General features: G+C 57.0%; 12 protein-coding genes. 4 read left to right on the top strand and 8 right to left on the bottom strand.

The window, feature by feature from the left end:
- The 4 genes from J2W94_RS16095 to J2W94_RS16080 form a co-directional block, all read left to right on the top strand.
- Nucleotides 1-651 (top strand): electron transfer flavoprotein subunit alpha/FixB family protein (locus J2W94_RS16095; protein WP_310095625.1); only part of this gene is annotated, 651 nt, incomplete at its 5' end.
- 37 nt (nt 652-688) lie between these two features.
- A complete protein-coding gene (locus J2W94_RS16090; protein WP_310095623.1) occupies nt 689-2,050 on the top strand; it encodes a phosphomannomutase in 1,362 nt (453 codons plus the stop codon).
- A 14-nt stretch (nt 2,051-2,064) separates the two neighbouring features.
- Nucleotides 2,065-3,477, top strand: coding sequence for a mannose-1-phosphate guanylyltransferase/mannose-6-phosphate isomerase (locus tag J2W94_RS16085; protein WP_310095621.1), 1,413 nt, complete (start codon nt 2,065-2,067; stop codon nt 3,475-3,477).
- Between the two features lie 67 nt (nt 3,478-3,544).
- On the top strand, nt 3,545-4,519 hold the full coding sequence (locus J2W94_RS16080) for a glycosyltransferase family 2 protein (RefSeq protein WP_310095619.1): 975 nt from the start codon (nt 3,545-3,547) through the stop codon (nt 4,517-4,519).
- On the opposite strand, the gene J2W94_RS16075 is transcribed toward J2W94_RS16080, so the two are convergent.
- From J2W94_RS16075 to J2W94_RS16040, 8 genes are all read right to left on the bottom strand, one after another.
- Nucleotides 4,509-6,509, bottom strand: coding sequence for a glycosyltransferase family 39 protein (locus tag J2W94_RS16075; protein ID WP_310095617.1), 2,001 nt, complete (start codon nt 6,507-6,509; stop codon nt 4,509-4,511). The two genes, J2W94_RS16080 and J2W94_RS16075, sit on opposite strands and share 11 nt — an antisense overlap.
- A gap of 19 nt (nt 6,510-6,528) precedes the next feature.
- Entirely contained in the window at nt 6,529-7,413 is an 885-nt protein-coding gene (locus J2W94_RS16070) for a GDP-mannose 4,6-dehydratase (protein ID WP_310095615.1), read from the bottom strand.
- A gap of 2 nt (nt 7,414-7,415) precedes the next feature.
- Nucleotides 7,416-8,450: a GDP-mannose 4,6-dehydratase gene (gene gmd, locus J2W94_RS16065; protein ID WP_310095613.1), complete on the bottom strand. Its 1,035-nt coding sequence runs from the start codon at nt 8,448-8,450 to the stop codon at nt 7,416-7,418.
- A 51-nt stretch (nt 8,451-8,501) separates the two neighbouring features.
- The gene (locus J2W94_RS16060) at nt 8,502-8,963 is read right to left on the bottom strand and encodes a hypothetical protein (protein WP_310095611.1); all 462 of its coding nucleotides are present in this window, start codon (nt 8,961-8,963) and stop codon (nt 8,502-8,504) included.
- A 77-nt stretch (nt 8,964-9,040) separates the two neighbouring features.
- A complete protein-coding gene (locus tag J2W94_RS16055; protein ID WP_310095608.1) occupies nt 9,041-12,601 on the bottom strand; it encodes a glycosyltransferase in 3,561 nt (1,186 codons plus the stop codon).
- Nucleotides 12,598-14,127 carry an FkbM family methyltransferase gene (locus J2W94_RS16050; protein ID WP_310095607.1) on the bottom strand — a complete coding sequence of 510 codons (1,530 nt, stop codon included), beginning with the start codon at nt 14,125-14,127 and terminating at the stop codon, nt 12,598-12,600. The genes J2W94_RS16055 and J2W94_RS16050 overlap by 4 nt, the downstream gene beginning before the upstream one ends.
- Nucleotides 14,124-15,377 (bottom strand): ABC transporter ATP-binding protein, encoded by a 1,254-nt coding sequence (locus J2W94_RS16045; RefSeq protein ID WP_310095605.1) that lies wholly within the window; start codon nt 15,375-15,377, stop codon nt 14,124-14,126. The genes J2W94_RS16050 and J2W94_RS16045 overlap by 4 nt, the downstream gene beginning before the upstream one ends.
- Entirely contained in the window at nt 15,374-16,168 is a 795-nt protein-coding gene (locus J2W94_RS16040) for an ABC transporter permease (RefSeq protein WP_310095604.1), read from the bottom strand. Before J2W94_RS16040 ends, J2W94_RS16045 begins: the two co-directional genes overlap by 4 nt.
- Nucleotides 16,169-16,173: the final 5 nt, after the last annotated feature.

Here is a 16,173-nt window from a genome sequence, read left to right as displayed (position 1 = left end):
AAGGATTTGATGCCATGCGTGGCCGCCCTGCTGGGCACAGCCCAGGTTTCGGACGTGATGTCGGTGGAAAGCAGCCACACCTTCAAGCGCCCGATTTACGCCGGCAACGCCATCATCACCGTCGAAGCCCCCACCGAGCATCCGGTGGTCGCGACCGTACGCACCGCCTCCTGGCCCGAAGCGGCCAAGGGCGGCAACGCGACCGTCGAAGCCGCTTCAGTCGACGCCCCCCTGCCCGCCCACACCCGCTTCATCGGTCTGGCCGCCGGCAAATCCGACCGTCCCGACCTGCAGAGCGCCAAGCGCGTGGTCTCCGGCGGCCGTGGTGTGGGTTCGGAAGAGAACTTCAAGATCATTTACGCCTTCGCCGACAAGCTGGGCGCGGCGGTAGGCGCCTCGCGTGCCGCCGTCGACGCCGGCTACTGCCCGAACGAAATGCAGGTGGGGCAGACCGGCAAGATCATCGCACCCGAGCTCTACGTCGCCATCGGTATTAGCGGCGCGATTCAGCACCTGACTGGCATAAAGGACGCTGGCACTATCGTAGCGATCAACAAAGACGCCGAAGCGCCGATATTTGAGATCGCTGATATCGGACTGGTCGGAGACTTGTTCAAGTTGTTGCCAGAACTGGATGCGGCGCTCGGTTGAGTCCGTCCGACCTGTTGTCGTTCATAGAAGGAATGCAATGCCTTTGCCAAGCTTCAAAGCCTATGACATTCGCGGCCGTGTGCCCGACGAACTGAATCCGGCACTGGCCCGTCGAATCGGCATGGGCATGTCACGCCTGCTGAATGCCGGACCTGTGGTTCTGGGCCGCGATGTACGCCTGAGCAGTCCCAACCTGCAGAATGCGTTGGAAGACGGCTTTCGCCATGCCGGCCGCGAGATCATCGATATCGGCTTGTGCGGCACCGAGGAAGTCTACTTCCAGACCGCGCATCGGGGTGCAGCTGGCGGAGTAATGGTCACTGCCAGCCATAACCCGATGGACTACAACGGCATGAAACTGGTGCGCGAAGGAGCACGGCCGATCAGCGGCGACACCGGTCTATTCGAAATCCGTGATTTTGTTGCAGGCAGTGAAAGCCCGGCAGCAGTCGCAGACCCTGGCCGTCATGAGTCGACCGATAAGACGGCCTACATCGAGCACTTGCTGTCGTACATCGATCAAACTGCATTGAAGCCATTGAGAATCGTGGTTAATGCCGGCAACGGCGGCGCGGGTCTCATTATTGACCAGCTTGCGCCGCACCTTCCATTCGAATTCATTCGGATTCAGCACGAACCCGATGGCCGCTTTCCCAACGGCATCCCTAATCCGTTGCTGCCGGAAAATCGCGCAGCGACCGGCGACGCAGTACGCGAGCACGGCGCAGATTTTGGCGTTGCATGGGACGGCGACTTCGACCGTTGCTTCTTCTTCGACGCCGATGGCAGCTTCATCGAAGGCTATTATCTGGTGGGCCTGCTCGCCACGGCGCTGCTGGCACGTGAGCCGGGCGGCAAGATCATCCACGACCCCCGCCTGACCTGGAGCACCGTCGAGATGGTGCAGCAAGCGGGAGGTATCCCGGTGATGAGCAAGACAGGCCATGCTTTCATCAAAGAGCGTATGCGCGCGGAAGACGCCATCTATGGCGGTGAAATGAGCGCACACCACTATTTCCGCGACTTCTCTTATTGCGACTCGGGGATGATTCCTTGGCTGCTGATCGCCGATCTGGTTTCGCGTACCGGCGTGCCGCTGGGCAAGCTGGTCGCTGATCGCATGCGCGCGTTCCCCTGCAGCGGTGAGATCAACTTCCGTGTCGACGACGCCAAGGCCACCGTGGCCCGCATCATCGAACACTACTCAGGGCAATCGCCGGTCCTCGACCATACCGATGGCGTCAGCGCCGACTTCAGCGACTGGCGATTCAATTTGCGCAGCTCCAACACAGAGCCGCTACTCCGGCTAAACATCGAAACACGGGCTAACCCGGCCTTGCTGCAGGTTCGCACCGAAGAGCTTTCCGCCCTGATCGGCGGCGCGACTTTCCCCCACTGATATAGGACTGCCCCATGCTGCCTATCCTTCCCGTCATCCTGTCCGGCGGTTCCGGCACCCGACTGTGGCCGCTCTCGCGCGAGGCGTACCCCAAGCAATTCCTCCCGCTTGTAGGGGACGACACTATGCTGCAGGCCACCTGGAAACGGGTAGCGCCTGTAGCAAGCGCAGCCCCGATCGTGGTGGCCAATCAGGAACATCGATTCATGGCTGCGGAGCAGCTCCGCGGGTGCGACGTGACGCCGGCAGCCCTCATCCTCGAGCCTATCGGCCGCAATACCGCCCCTGCCATTGCCATTGCGGCTCTGCAGGCCCTTTCAGCGGGCGAAGACGCTCTGCTGCTGGTCCTTCCCTCGGACCATGTAGTGCGTAACGACGGTGCGTTTCATGCTGCCGTCCGTGAAGCTGCGGTCGCTGCCGATGTCGGCAAACTGGTTACCTTCGGAATTGTTCCGACCGCCCCGGAAACCGGCTACGGCTATATCAAGGCAGGCGCGGGTGTAGGCGTTGGTGTACGCGCTGTTGACCGCTTCGTTGAAAAGCCAAACCAGGCGACGGCGCAAGAATACCTGGCTTCCGGGGAGTATTTTTGGAACAGCGGAATGTTCCTGTTCAAGGCCTCACGGTACCTGGAGGAACTGAAGACTCTTCAGCCAGACATGCTGAGCGCATGCGAACAGGCCTTGTCCAAAGCCACTCATGACCCCGATTTCATTCGCCTTGATGCCGATGCGTTTGCCGAATCTCCGAGCGATTCGATCGATTACGCGGTCATGGAGAAGACCGCCGACGCGGTGATGGTACCGCTCGATGCGGGCTGGAGCGACGTCGGTTCATGGGCCGCACTGTGGGAGGTCTCCGACAAGGACGCTTCCGGCAACGCCCATCATGGTGACGTGATCGAAATCGATTGTCGCGACACTTATGCCTATGGCAGCCGTTTGATTGCCATGGTGGGTCTGCAAGACATAGTCGTGGTCGAAACCGACGATGCCATCATGGTTGGGCACCGGGATCGCGTACAGGACGTGAAGGAAGTAGTTGCGCGGATTAAGCGCGACGGCCGCAGCGAAGCCGCCGCCCATCGGAAAGTTTACCGTCCGTGGGGGGCTTATGATTCGATCGACAATGGCGGCCGTTTCCAGGTCAAGCGCATCACGGTCAAGCCCGGTGCCAGCCTGAGCCTACAGATGCATCACCACCGCGCCGAACATTGGATCGTGGTCAGTGGTACGGCTCTGGTGACGCGCGGAGAAGAAACGATTCTCCTGGCAGAGAATCAGAGTACTTACATACCATTGGGTGTTACCCACCGCCTTGAGAATCCTGGCAAGCTGCCGCTCGAACTCATCGAAGTACAATCGGGCAGTTATCTCGGCGAAGACGATATCGTACGTTTCGACGATGTTTATGGCCGGGCCAAATAAGTCGCCAATGGCCAGGCATTGACCGCCTCGATAGCGTCACGCATGCACTAATGGGATTACATACAGAATGAAGCTCATCATCCAGATCCCATGCCTGAACGAATCAGGCACTCTTGCAATTGCCATTAATGCACTGCCTCGAGAAGTGCCGGGTTTTGACCGTGTTGAATGGCTCGTAGTGGACGACGGTTCGACTGACAACACCGCCGAACTGGCGACGAAACTGGGCGTGGACCATGTCGTCAGGCATCCTGTCAACCGCGGGCTGGCAACTGCCTTCATGACCGGTTTGGACGCATGCCTGCGCCGTGGTGCGGACGTGATCGTCAACACAGACGCCGATAACCAGTACGAGGCTGGCGATATTCCGTTACTTACTTCACCCATCATGGCCGGCGAGGCGGACATGGTAATCGGCGCACGGCCCATCGACGAAACCGAGCATTTCTCCTGGATAAAACGCAAACTGCAACGGCTAGGCAGCTGGGCGGTGCGCATGGCAAGCAAGACCGATGTCGCAGATGCACCGAGCGGATTTCGTGCATTTTCGCGTGACACCGCAATGCGGCTCAACGTCTTCAACGCATACACCTACACATTAGAAACTATCATCCAGGCGGGCGTCAGCAATTTGCGCATCGCCTCAGTTCCAATTCGCACCAACGCGGATCTTCGACCCTCCCGACTGGTCAAGAGCATATCGAGTTATGTACGGAGATCCCTGATCACGATCTTCAGGGTTCTGGTGATATACCGACCTTTCTTCGTATTCTCGATCACTGGTTCGGCATTTATCTTTCTGGGTACCATCGCTGGAATCAGATACCTTTACTTCTTGCTAGTTGGCCAGGGTGGCGGACACATCCAGTCTGTTGTGTTCTCCGCGTTATGCCTCATTCTTGGCTTTTTGTTCCTGGTACTAGGCTTACTCGCCGACATGTTATCGGTAAATCGCAAGCTCCTGGAACGTATCAGCTTCAGGTTGCAGGCTATCGAGTACAAACTTGAAAATGAAACCGACACTCCATCGGTCAACGCCTGACGATCTTGTAGCCTTTCACCCTTGTGTCCGCCCCGGGCGGGACAAGGATGCGAATTTCAAAATCGCGTATCGAACGCGGGACATCGAATTCAAGTTCCGCGAGCTCTCCATTGATCGAGGATTGCGCTTTGATGTATTGCCTCGACCCCAAAACGCGCTTCCCATTCATGGCGGCTGCGTCAACAACAAACGACGTTGACGAGTCACCTAACAACAAAACCTTATATTTGCCGGGTCCAATGGCGCTATACGGGCCGTACATGAGGTAACCCGCTTCGCCCTTGGATGTTATTAGCCCACCTTTCTTGAAGCCGACAACGCTTGAAACACGCTCATCGTTTATGGATATGTCGAGAACAATATCCCCTGACGCACCCGCCTGCAGGTCGGGCAGGCCAAATGGCAGTTCTGCGAGATCAATGTTTTCGCCGCAATCGTGGACGACGCTGATCTGCTGAATCGTATCGATCTCGCATTGCACTTTCGCTTTCTTGATGTCCTCAAGGAACCTGTCTCGTTCAGTTCGACTCTCGGGACGATTGAGATTGAACAAGAAGGCTTCCGTTGGTTCGAATTGCTCGTCCGACACAAATCCATAGGCACCGGGAATATAATCGCTCTTGAACCACGCGATCCTTCCTTGGCTGGCAAACGTGACCCGCCCCCCGGTCCAGACATCCGTGTACACGCCATCGATATGGCGTTTTTCAAGAAAAGTAGCGAGGTCATTCAAGGGCGTATACATCGGGTGAGAGAAGCCATGCTTATTCTTTTCTACATAGGAGTAATTAGCCCACGTATTGAACGTCAGCCACAAAGCCATGAACAAGACCGTGAGCGCCCGGGATTTTGAAAGCGCCTGCGCCGTGAGTAGGAAATAGGGTACGTACAGCAACAGCAGCCTGCGGGGTTCCAGCTGAAAGTTTCCCCACGTGGAGAAGACATTCGCGCCGATGACTGCGACGGCTGTTGCGACCAAGAGTAGCCCGATCGTTACTTGACGGCTCCTAATGAATGCGAGCACCGCAGTGATCGCCGAAATGGCCGCCGGCACGACCAGCAGAATATAAATGGTGCGCGCGATCGGCGGATACAGCGTCCAATCATTGCTCCACTGCTCTTTTAGACCCAGTAGCCTGGGAATCCCACCGGATAGGATTTCCTTGAATCTCCCCATATGACCAAGATCAGCGCCCGCAATCAATTCACCAGCGTCGATGACCTTGAACGTGTTGAAATTGAACAGGAAGTTCAACAAGATCAACGGCATCATGCCGACGGCCAATCCAAACAGCAGAATGGGAACCGTCTTTATTGGACGCGTCGGGCCTTGCTTGAAGTCCACCGCTAGCAGGTAAGCGACGACGGCTAACCCCCATACAAACGCGATCGGTTGAGACCATGCAGCCAGTCCTATCACTATAGCCAGGCATAGATTTGCTAGCTGACTCGTACCCGCAGCGCCCCGCCGGGAACAAACCCAGATACAGAAAGCGAGTGCGAAAATATTCTCAATGAATCCGCCCCTGTTCTTCATCGCCCAAATCTGTGTGACCGGTGGTCCCAACGCGAAAAGAACGACTGGAACCAGCGCAAACCCGCGCGCCTCTTTGCCGAAGAGATTCCGCGCAGTCAGGTAGACGAACGCCAATGCGGCGAAAAAGAAAACCAAGTTCGGAAACTTGATCGCGAAAACAGAGAATCCGAACGCCTTTAGCGACAAAGCGGTAGTTATTGGTGCGGTGCCGTAGAGTCGCGTTGCCGCTATGTCCGAGAGATGGCTGTTACCGGCCACCAGCGCCATGGAAGCCAATGGAAGCTCTTCGACGTTATATGCACTTTCAGCGGTTTCAAAATAAATCCATTTGATAGCAACGGCCGCGATTACCACGAGCAAAACCATTGCGATGTGGATCCAGTTGCGCTTGGCGGCATCGAATGTGGATTGGAGCGATCCCTTCATGGTCTGCAGTCCGTTCTTGTTGTGCATGCCGCCAGCTTGCGACGTCTTATGCTTCGTACATCCATTTGAGCATGCCGTCCATCGAAAAACCCGGCAATCCACCAAGCTTTCGCGCGAGCAGATTAGGATCGCCGATCAAACGCCTGACCTCATTTGTCCTTACGAAATCCGGGTTTACTCTGACTTCCATTTTGTAGCCCGCGATCTGCTCCATCGCAGAAATTATCTGTCGTAGAGAGTATTCCTGTCCCGTGCAGATGTTGAATACTTCCCAACGATCTTGCCCAAGCATAAGTTGAGAGTAGATCTCGGCCACACTCCTAACATCGTTGAAATCCCTAGAAACGTCGATATTACCCAGTTCGATAACCCGCTCTCCGCGCTTGAAATGGGAGACGATCTTGGGGATCAGGAATTTTTCGGACTGGCCAACTCCTGAATAGTTAAATGGGCGGGCGATGGTGATCGGAAACGAATCGCTCCATAGCTTTGACATGTATTCCATGGCCATCTTACTGACGGCATAGTCGTTCTGGGGCGACAATACCGAGCTCTCATCGACCACCCCCTCCCTATTGCCATAGACGTTGGCACTGCTGGCGATCAGGACGCGCGACGGACGTTTGTGCAGAAGACTAAGACCCTCTAGTAGGTTCCGCGTGCCGATAACGTTGGTGCGGTAGATATCCTCGATTTCGCCATGAGCCACGAAAGAAATAGCCGCAAGATGGATGACGAAATCCGGGGCGAGATCGCGCAGTTCTCGACGCACGGCGCTTCGATCAGTAAGGTCAATCACCGAAACCCCCGCCCGGCCGCTAACCCCATGAGACCAAGCTGTGACGCCGTAGCCAGTGCGGACAAGCGTCTCCGCCACGTACTTTCCGGTAAAACCCTCGGCACCGGTGATTAGGACGGTTTTCTGGGCCATCGTCAGAAGGAGAAACCAGATTTATTACGGCGAAGATCGGCTTCCACCATCATTGAACATAGTTCCTCGAGTGAGGTTTTCGGTGACCAGCCCAGTTTCGCGGTCGCTTTGCTCGGATCGCCGATCAGAAGTTCCACCTCGGCCGGCCGGTGAAATTTCGGGTTAATGCGCAGAACTGTTTTCCCGTTTGCGGTGTCGATAGCGGTTTCGTCTAGATCGGCGCCGACAAACTCTAATTCGATGCCCGCGCACTTGAAAGCCATCCTTACGAACTCGCGAACCGTGACCGTGCGATTGGTCGCAAGAACGAATGTGTCCGCCTCTTCGGCTTGGAGCATCCGCCACATTCCGTCAACGTATTCTTTGGCGAAGCCCCAATCACGTTTGGCATCGAGATTTCCGAGCTCCAGCACGTCCTGTTTGTCAAGCTTGATTCTTGCTACCGTATCCGTGATCTTGCGAGTCACGAACTCGCGTCCGCGAAGAGGGCTCTCATGATTGAACAGGATTCCACTCGACGCATGGATGTCATAGCTCTCGCGGTAGTTGACCGTCATCCAGTGTGCATACAGCTTCGCTACCCCGTATGGGCTACGCGGATAGAAGGCCGTTTCTTCCGTCTGCGGAATCGCCTGTACCTTGCCGAACATTTCAGACGTGGATGCTTGATAAAAACGTATGCGTCGGTTGACCAGACGAATAGCTTCAAGCAGGTTCAGTGCGCCCAAACCGGTTATCTTCGCTGTCGTGGTTGGCTGCTCAAAACTAACCCCTACAAAGCTCTGAGCGGCAAGATTGTAAATCTCATCCGGCTTCACGCTCTGGACAAGGGCAATGCTTGTACCTAGATCGGTCAGGTCGTATTCCACGAGGTTCAAGTTCGCGTGCGCCTGGACGCCCAACTCTTCCAGGCGCCAAAAATTCACCGAACTAGTTCGACGATATGTTCCGTACACCGCATAGCCTTTTTCCAGCAGCAGCTGCGCAAGGTAGGCTCCATCTTGGCCGGTGATACCGGTGACTATGGCTTTCTTCACTTCACTTCCTTTCAATGTTGATCCTGAGTTGCCGCGGTACGCTCGATCGACTCATCGCGTGACGATCTTGTAGCCCACGACCTTGGCGTCCGATCCTTCGGGGATCAGAATCCTGACCTCCAGGTTCTGGACCGGAGCGGCCAGATCGAACGAAAGGGAAGCCAGCGTATCAGCGCTTTCCTGAGCAGCGAATTGCTTGCGGCCGTGGACCTGCTTGCCGATATTGGACACCACGTCGAGGGAGAACGGTTTCGAAGCGCTGCCCTGTAGCGATACCAAATATCTTCCCGCCGGCAATGGCTGATAGGGACCGAATGCGAGCACACCGGCTTTGCCGGTGGAAACCAATGCGCCGGCTTCCTTTACGCCGACCTGGGTCCTTACTTTCGGATCGGCCGCCGCAAGCTCCAGTACTGTTTTACCGGATGCCGTCGGGGCGGACGGGGCGGAAACGGAAACGGCGGCTTCCTCAGGTGCCTGGGTAGAAGGCTTGCAGCCCGAAACAACCAGCATGGACACTGCGAGAAAAGCCGCAAGTGCGCTATTTTTTTGATTAAGCATGTTTTGTGTCCTTATCCGGTTGTGATGCACTAATGTTGGGACAGATAGTACCCGCGGAGCACCATGCGAGCCGCGGAATCGGTCCAGATCCTGATTTCCAGGCCTTTTACCGCTTTGTCGAGCTGGAACGTATTTTCGGCCAGGCAGTATGAACTGCCGTCCAGTACGCCATCGCCGATGACGGTCCGGCCCTTGTCGGCGACTATTTCATATCGGGCCACGCCAGGCGTTTTCTCACTTCCCAAGGAGCCAAGGATCCTCAAAGTATATTCGCCCGCTTTGAGCACGGCGTAAGGCCCGTAGACCAGAAATCCTTCCTTCTCCTGGCTAAGGTAGAAACCATCCGACAACACCCCGCTTTCAGTCAGCAATGCCTTGTCTGAGGCAGGCCATGCATGGACGGCGGCAGGTTGAAATCCCAGAACTTGCCAGCCGTCGTTTGCTCCACGCTCGATCAACCGCATGGCGCTGGCGAGCGTTGCCTCGCTGCCGGGCGCGGGATACAGCACCGATGGCAAGCGCGATCCGAAAGCCTTGCCGAACAGCGCAAGCTGGTCGTTGATCAGCTGGGCCGCACCTTCGCTCTCGACAATCGCACCGTCCACGTAAGGCAAGATACGCTCCAATCGCGAGCTGACGCGCTGGAAGCCATGGGCCGCCAGATCCTCGGCTAGGGACGGCCAGCATAGCCAGAGCTTGGCGCCGCTCAGCCTAGCGTCCCGCAGCAGCCTGTCCCAACCGGTCGCCTCGGCCGACTCTCCCGCGCCCCACTCGATTCCTGGCCCCAGTAAGCATACATCGCTTGATGCCAAGTCAAATTCGAGATCATCGAGGCGTAGTGCGTCGCCGCCCAAGAAACGACTGGTGGTATCAATCGCATTGACGTATTGCGTTCGCTCGATGCGGAAGAGTTCGGTGCGCAGAGGCTGGGCTTTGGAGACCAACCATTGGCGCAGCAAAACCTTTCCTTCGGCGTCCAGTCCCGGCAACAAGGATTCATCGACATAAAGGTGGCGTCGTGTCGCATAGCGCGGAAAATTAGCGATCGTTGCCGAAGCCGCACCTTCCACATCGTAGGCAACCGGCGTCACCGGACTATCGATTCCGCCTAACTGGTCGGCCACTGCATCGCGAAGGGCGATGGGAGTGGAACGATCGAAGTGCTCGATCGCATCCCGATACCGGCACGCAACCGTCGAAGGGTCGCACTCCCGTCTTAGATACGCTTCGCCAGCCGCCCTCAACCGCGTCAGACGGTCCTCGTCCACAAGAAGCCCGTCGAACGCCTGGACCAGCATCTCATCGTCGAACTCGGCGGGGATCTTGACTACCGCATCGTCGGGGATCTGGGAGAAGGCACCGTTGTCGTTGATCACCAGAGCTACCCGGTTGGCCAAGCAATCGAGAGCGGCGGCGGAGGTCTCGCCTCGGCTTACACCCCTGAGCTGCACCGCTGCATCGGCCGCTGCCAAGTAGAGAGCGTAATCGGAATCAGACACGAAACCGGTAAAGCTGACCCTCCCGCCGCTCTGGGACACGATCCGCGCGATCTCCGCGCCGTAATCGCCATCGGCGTTCTGGCCAACCAATACCAACCGCGCGTCGCCGGATGCATAGAGCGAGGATCGAACGAAAGCCTCGGCCAACCTCAGGCTGTGCTTGGTGGAATGGATGAAACCGAACGAGCAGATGAGAGGAGCCGAAGGCGAAAGGCCCAGTTTCAGCTTTACTGCCGGTTTGTCAGCCTCGGGAACCATGGCTTTCAGGCTGTTAATAAGGCAGACATCCTTGAGCAGCCCTTCGCCATACCAGCTTGCCATCAAACTGGCGCTGTAGCTGGAGTGGACGATAACGCCGACTGACGACGCGATGATGCGAAGATTGCATGGGTATTCGTTCACCACTGGAATATCGTGCCCTCCCCCTCTTCTACGGCTGAGGGCAGGCCAGCCATGCGAGAAATGGAGATGTTCATCCCAGATGGTGGGCTCGTTCTGGTAGAGCTGGATGTACTCCAACACGTTGCTCATCCAGAAATCATGAAGAACCACCGTGCCCGGGACAGACTCAAGCAGCCGGAACATGTAATCGTGGTGGTCAGAGTTGCCGAATTGATAAAGCACGCGGTCGAATTGTCTGGCGTTGTCGCGAAGCCACTCCGGCGTCCTGACCGGGAAGTTCGCTTCGAGGTAATCGTCGGAAACCTGGCCCGATTTGCAAATGAGCGTTATCCGATAATGCTTGTCCAGGAACGGAAGCAGCTGGGCCGAATAGCCGGCAATGCCTGACTTGCTGGGGGGAAGCGGAGAAACGAAAGCCAGCTTCGGTCGAAGGCTCGCCACTGGAACCTGGACCTTCGAGGAAGCGGAATCCCGTTCGTGCGACTGCTCCATCGCGGCCAAGGCGATCGCTGCGGATTTGTCCCAGGTAAACTTCCTCGCCTGCGATAGCCCGTGTTCACGGAGCCGCTCGCGAAAGCCCCGATCCTCCAAAGCGAACTCCATCTTCGCAGCGATGTCTTCGATAGAGTGGGGATCGAATAGCGCGTCCTGGAAACCGACCACTTCGGGAAGACTGGAAGTGCCAGCCGCGATCACAGGTGCGCCGCATTGCATCGCTTCCAGTGCAGGCAGTCCGAATCCCTCGCACCACGATGGGAAAACGAACAAGTCGCACAGGTTGTAGAAATTGACCAAGTCGTCATCACTGACATATCCGGTCATAACCAGGCGATCCGACGCCAACCCTTCCGCGGCTGCCAGCCGCAGCAAGGCTTCGCGCTGATACGGCTGCACCGTGCACACGATCAGCAGCTGGAACTCCTGCACAAGTCGCTCAGGCAAGCGGGCGTAGGCTCTGATGAGTCGCTCGATATTCTTACGATGGTCTATGCCGCCGGTGTACATGATGAACTTCTTGAGCTCATGACGTGCCAACAACCCTTCACTGACTTGGGACGGCACTACGACGGGATGGAATCGATCGTCCGCAGCGCCAGCGATGTTGAAAATGCGTCCCGGATCCACGCCCAGCCGCTCAACGGCCTCACGGCGGGAATATTCGGATATCGCCAGCAGGAGATCTGCCTTTCTAAGTTCCTGGATCTTTCGCAAATAGGATATCCGCATGGGCGGCTCGGCCAGATAGATGTCCGAGAACACATAGGGAATGAGGTCGTAGAGCGTCACTGCGTGAGACGCGGTGTTTCCGACTTGTCCCCACGACGTGGAGGAGTCGTCCATCGGGCTTTCGAACAGGCTCGTGCAATGCACGAAATCGAACTGCTGCGATGCGATGAAGGACTCACGAAGGTACTCGGAAGCCTTGTGGCGCCAAGCGTCTTGGGGGTACCAATCAGTGGAGTTGGGGAGGGTCTGGTAGATTTTGATCCTCGGATCGTCACGGTCCAGATTGAAATCGGCTCTAACCTTGTCGATCGTGCGATCGAATACGCCATTCAGGAGTATCGAGAAGTCGTGACTGCTTCCGTTTCGCAGCATTGCCATTGCCAGCGACAGCGAATAGCGGCCTATGCCGCGCTCGCGGCTTCCCGCTGTCTGTCTGGACTGCATGTCCAATGCGATCTTCATTTTAGCCGCTCCATGTGGCGCCGCTCGTCGCGGATCCGGCTCGCCATCCTGTTGAACAAGCGACTCCTTTCGGCGCTCGCCCCGTCGTACGTTTCGAGTTGCGCACGGGTCGCGGACGACACCTCGTGGCTCGTGTCGGTCCGCACCCTGGCTACCAGGAAGCGCCTGGCCCGACCGTGCTCGGGAAGCAGCCGCTCCGCAATGCGCCGCAATGCCGGCACCTGAGCCAAGTTACGCAGCGTCTCTCTGAAATAGGACGACGATTCGCTCTTGCTTCCGCGCGCGATCGCAGATAGGAATCTCAAAGGCGCCGTCACTTTCCACGAGGTGCTATTCAGTGTTTCCTTCACTTGCCCCTCGACGGCGGCGAGCGCGGATTCCAGGCTGCCGATCCGGAGCGACGACGCCCGTAGGTTAGCCATAAGCGTGCCCTGCTCAGCCTTCAATGCCTCGGCTTCCGCCTTTGACATGGAGAGTTGATGCACATGCCGGCTGAGGGATTCCTGCGCTTGGTTCCTGTCCTGGATGAGACTACGGTATTCGGAAAGCGTCTCTATCATCCTATTGCGAAGCTGCTTGCTTTCGTTTTCCGCAAGCTCGAACCCCGCATGCAGCGACGTGTTGGCTCGCTGGCTTTCCTCCAACTGCGTCCAAGTGGACGCGATGATCTTCTGCTGTTCCGCCTCGCGCTCGTAGAACTTTCTTTCTGCAAGCTCACGCTGCTCGATGCTCTGCGTAAGCTCGTCCCGGCTCTCCGAGAGCTCGGCAGCCATCGTCGAAAGGTTTTCCGCAGCCACCAATGCCTTGTGATTCACGATCGCGCAGAACGTGGAAGTCGCCGTCCCGCTGAGGCAAAAGCGGTCGAAGACATTCGGACCAACCTGAAATGCATCCAGCAGGTCGAGATGGCTTTCGGAGACGAAGTACCGGTTTAACCCATCGAAGAACGCAAAGCGATACCCCTTGTCTAGCAAAATCGATTCCCAGCCCGCGTGCGATTCGACGTGGGTCGATGGCAACACGCTTTCGACGACCACGACCCAAGGATGGACAGTCGAGGTCTTCCAACCCCGCAGCACCTGCTGCTCGGCGCCCTCCACGTCGATCTTCATCCAATGCACTTCGGGCGTCGAAACATCCTGTAGCAGGTCGTCCAGGGTAATGACGGGAACCATCGTCTCGCTAACCTGGAAGCCGGCTTGCGCGTGCTTGTCGGCAACTTCCTTCAGCAGGGTGCTGAGGCCGGTTTCCGCAATATCGTAGAACTTCAGCACTCCCCGGTCATCGGAAATTGCCGCATGGAGATTGACGTCCTTCTCGCGGTTGTCATGCAATTCCTGGACAAATTTCAGGGACGGCTCTACGTTGATTCCGGTCCACCCGTTCTCGTAGAAGGCAAGACTCACCGAATCGATGATCGGACTGTTGGCTCCTATGTCGATGTAGAAACCTGACTCGATGTGTTTCAACGCGCGCCAGAGCAGTACATCCTCGAAATTCTGTGCGTATGAGATGAAGGTGCTCATTCGAGTTCTCCCGCAGCCCGGGTTCTGGACACGCTGAACTCGGCGTCGAGCCAATTTGTGCCGATGAACACGGGATGGTCGAAATTAACGACATCGAAGACCAACATGTTGTCCGTCCACTCGTAGTTATTGTCCAGATGAGTATCGGAACTGACCAGAGCCGGCGATATGGAATAGGAACCCGGCCCCAGGGTGCATTTGAATTTCAGGGTGTAGATCACACGATCCCCGGCGGTCAGCCCATTCACCACCTGGTTGGTATGCCATGTGTTGGTTCCCCACACCACATGCCCCTGCTTGTCGCGGATCATGTATCCCAGTACAAGGCGTGGCACTTCGCCGCGCACCTCGGCCTCGAGCACAAGGTCCACTTCGTTGCCGACCTGCAGGATGCCCAGCTTCTTGCCGTCCTTGGGATCGTGGAAGCCAAGGCTGGCCACCGTGACCTCGAACGTCCCGCTTCGCGTGGTAACCCAGCCCTCTCTGGAGCGTGATTGCTCGATGGTGTGCTGCGCGTTCTCTTTCTCCGCCACCAATGCGTTGTAGTAGTCGACCACCGCATCCGGCGGGCCATCCTTGAGCACCTCGCCGCGTTCGATGAGGATCACCCGATCGCACAACGACTTGACGTCCGCCAGACTGTGGGACACCAGCATGATGGACGTGCCCTGCTCACGAAAACGGCGCATCCGTTCGAAGCTCTTGTGCTGGAAGTAGCTGTCGCCCACCGATAGCGCTTCGTCGACGATGAGTAGATCCGGCGTGAACGCCGTCGCCACCGCGAACGCAACCCGCACTTGCATGCCGCTGGAGTAGGTCCTCACCGGCAGGTCGAAATATTCCCCGATCTCCGAAAACGCCTCGATCTCCGGCATGGCTGCTTCGATTTCCTGCTGCGAATAACCCATCAGTCCCGCCGAATGGAACGCATTCTGGCGACCCGTCAGGTCCGGATTGAAGCCCATGCCCAGTTCGAGGATGGCGGCGATCCGCCCGGTCCGCACGACATGGCCTTCATTTGGCCTGACCGTACCCGTGATGATCTTCAGAAGCGTGCTTTTGCCGGCTCCGTTCTGGCCGATCACCCCGACGGCTTCGCCTGGCTGGATAGCGAAGTTGATGTTCCTCAATACCCAGTTCTCCTCGGAGGGCTTTACCGGCATTCCGAGCCACGACGCCACCCGCAGCCATTCGCTTTCCCAGCGCCGGTAGGATTTCCCCACGCCTTGGACAAACAAAGTGCCGCTCACAGGGCATCTACCATTTCGGGACTCGCCCGTCGGAACACGACAAGCGCGGAAAAAAGAATGAGTACGGATGCGCCCGCGAGCATCGTCAGCCCCCCCCACATGGGTTGAGTGTCGAACACCAAAATATTCTGGTAGCTGGAAACCAGCGGGTACAAAGGATTGTACTTGAACCAGTGCTGCAGGCTCTTGGGAAGTATGTCGAGCCTATAGACGATGGGAGTTAGCCAGAATAATGCCTGGAGGATTACAGGTACGATCTGTCCGATGTCCCGCATGAAGACATTCATCGTTCCAAGCAGGAGACCGATGCCCATCGCCAGCATCATCGTCACTACCAAGAGAACAGGAAGCCACAAGGCCTGGGGGCCGGGAAAATGACCAAGAACCGCAAACACTGTGAACACCGCGGCCAGCAATAACACGTTGTTGACCAGCATGGTGCCGGCCGCGATCAACGGAAGGCATATCCTTGGGAACGCCATTTTCTTCATCAGGTTCCCGTTGTCGATGAAAAGCGTCAGGCATTTGGAGACGGTTTCGGAAAACAGCGTCCAGCACAGAGTGCCGGCCATCAAGTAGAGGGCGTACGCGTACTTGTTGTCGGTCCCGGGCAACTTGGCCGAAAGCACTTCGGAAAGTATCAGCGCGAAGATCAGCACCTGCATCAATGGATGGATGACGATCCATAAAGTGCCAAGCTTGCTTTGAATGAAGCGCACACGCAGGTCATTCTTTATGGACGATAGGATGAACAAGCGGTAGTTGAATACAGCGTGGAATAGTTCTTTCATGCGTT

The sequence above is a fragment of the Pseudoxanthomonas sacheonensis genome, assembly GCF_031455975.1.
GTDB lineage: Bacteria > Pseudomonadota > Gammaproteobacteria > Xanthomonadales > Xanthomonadaceae > Pseudoxanthomonas_A > Pseudoxanthomonas_A sacheonensis_A.
The sequence above is the reverse complement of the archived record's forward strand: the minus strand, read 5'-3'. Positions and strand labels throughout refer to the sequence as shown.

What these genes read in the sequence shown, in the direction of transcription:
- J2W94_RS16085 (WP_310095621.1), top strand. Translation starts at nt 2,065, where the DNA reads ATGCTGCCTATCCTTCCCGTCATCCTGTCCGGCGGTTCCGGCACCCGA.
- J2W94_RS16060 (WP_310095611.1), bottom strand. Translation starts at nt 8,963, where the DNA reads ATGCTGGTTGTTTCGGGCTGCAAGCCTTCTACCCAGGCACCTGAGGAA.
- J2W94_RS16055 (WP_310095608.1), bottom strand. Translation starts at nt 12,601, where the DNA reads ATGAAGATCGCATTGGACATGCAGTCCAGACAGACAGCGGGAAGCCGC.
- J2W94_RS16040 (WP_310095604.1), bottom strand. Translation starts at nt 16,168, where the DNA reads ATGAAAGAACTATTCCACGCTGTATTCAACTACCGCTTGTTCATCCTA.
- J2W94_RS16090 (WP_310095623.1), top strand. Translation starts at nt 689, where the DNA reads ATGCCTTTGCCAAGCTTCAAAGCCTATGACATTCGCGGCCGTGTGCCC.
- J2W94_RS16050 (WP_310095607.1), bottom strand. Translation starts at nt 14,127, where the DNA reads ATGAGCACCTTCATCTCATACGCACAGAATTTCGAGGATGTACTGCTC.
- J2W94_RS16080 (WP_310095619.1), top strand. Translation starts at nt 3,545, where the DNA reads ATGAAGCTCATCATCCAGATCCCATGCCTGAACGAATCAGGCACTCTT.
- J2W94_RS16075 (WP_310095617.1), bottom strand. Translation starts at nt 6,509, where the DNA reads ATGCACAACAAGAACGGACTGCAGACCATGAAGGGATCGCTCCAATCC.
- J2W94_RS16070 (WP_310095615.1), bottom strand. Translation starts at nt 7,413, where the DNA reads ATGGCCCAGAAAACCGTCCTAATCACCGGTGCCGAGGGTTTTACCGGA.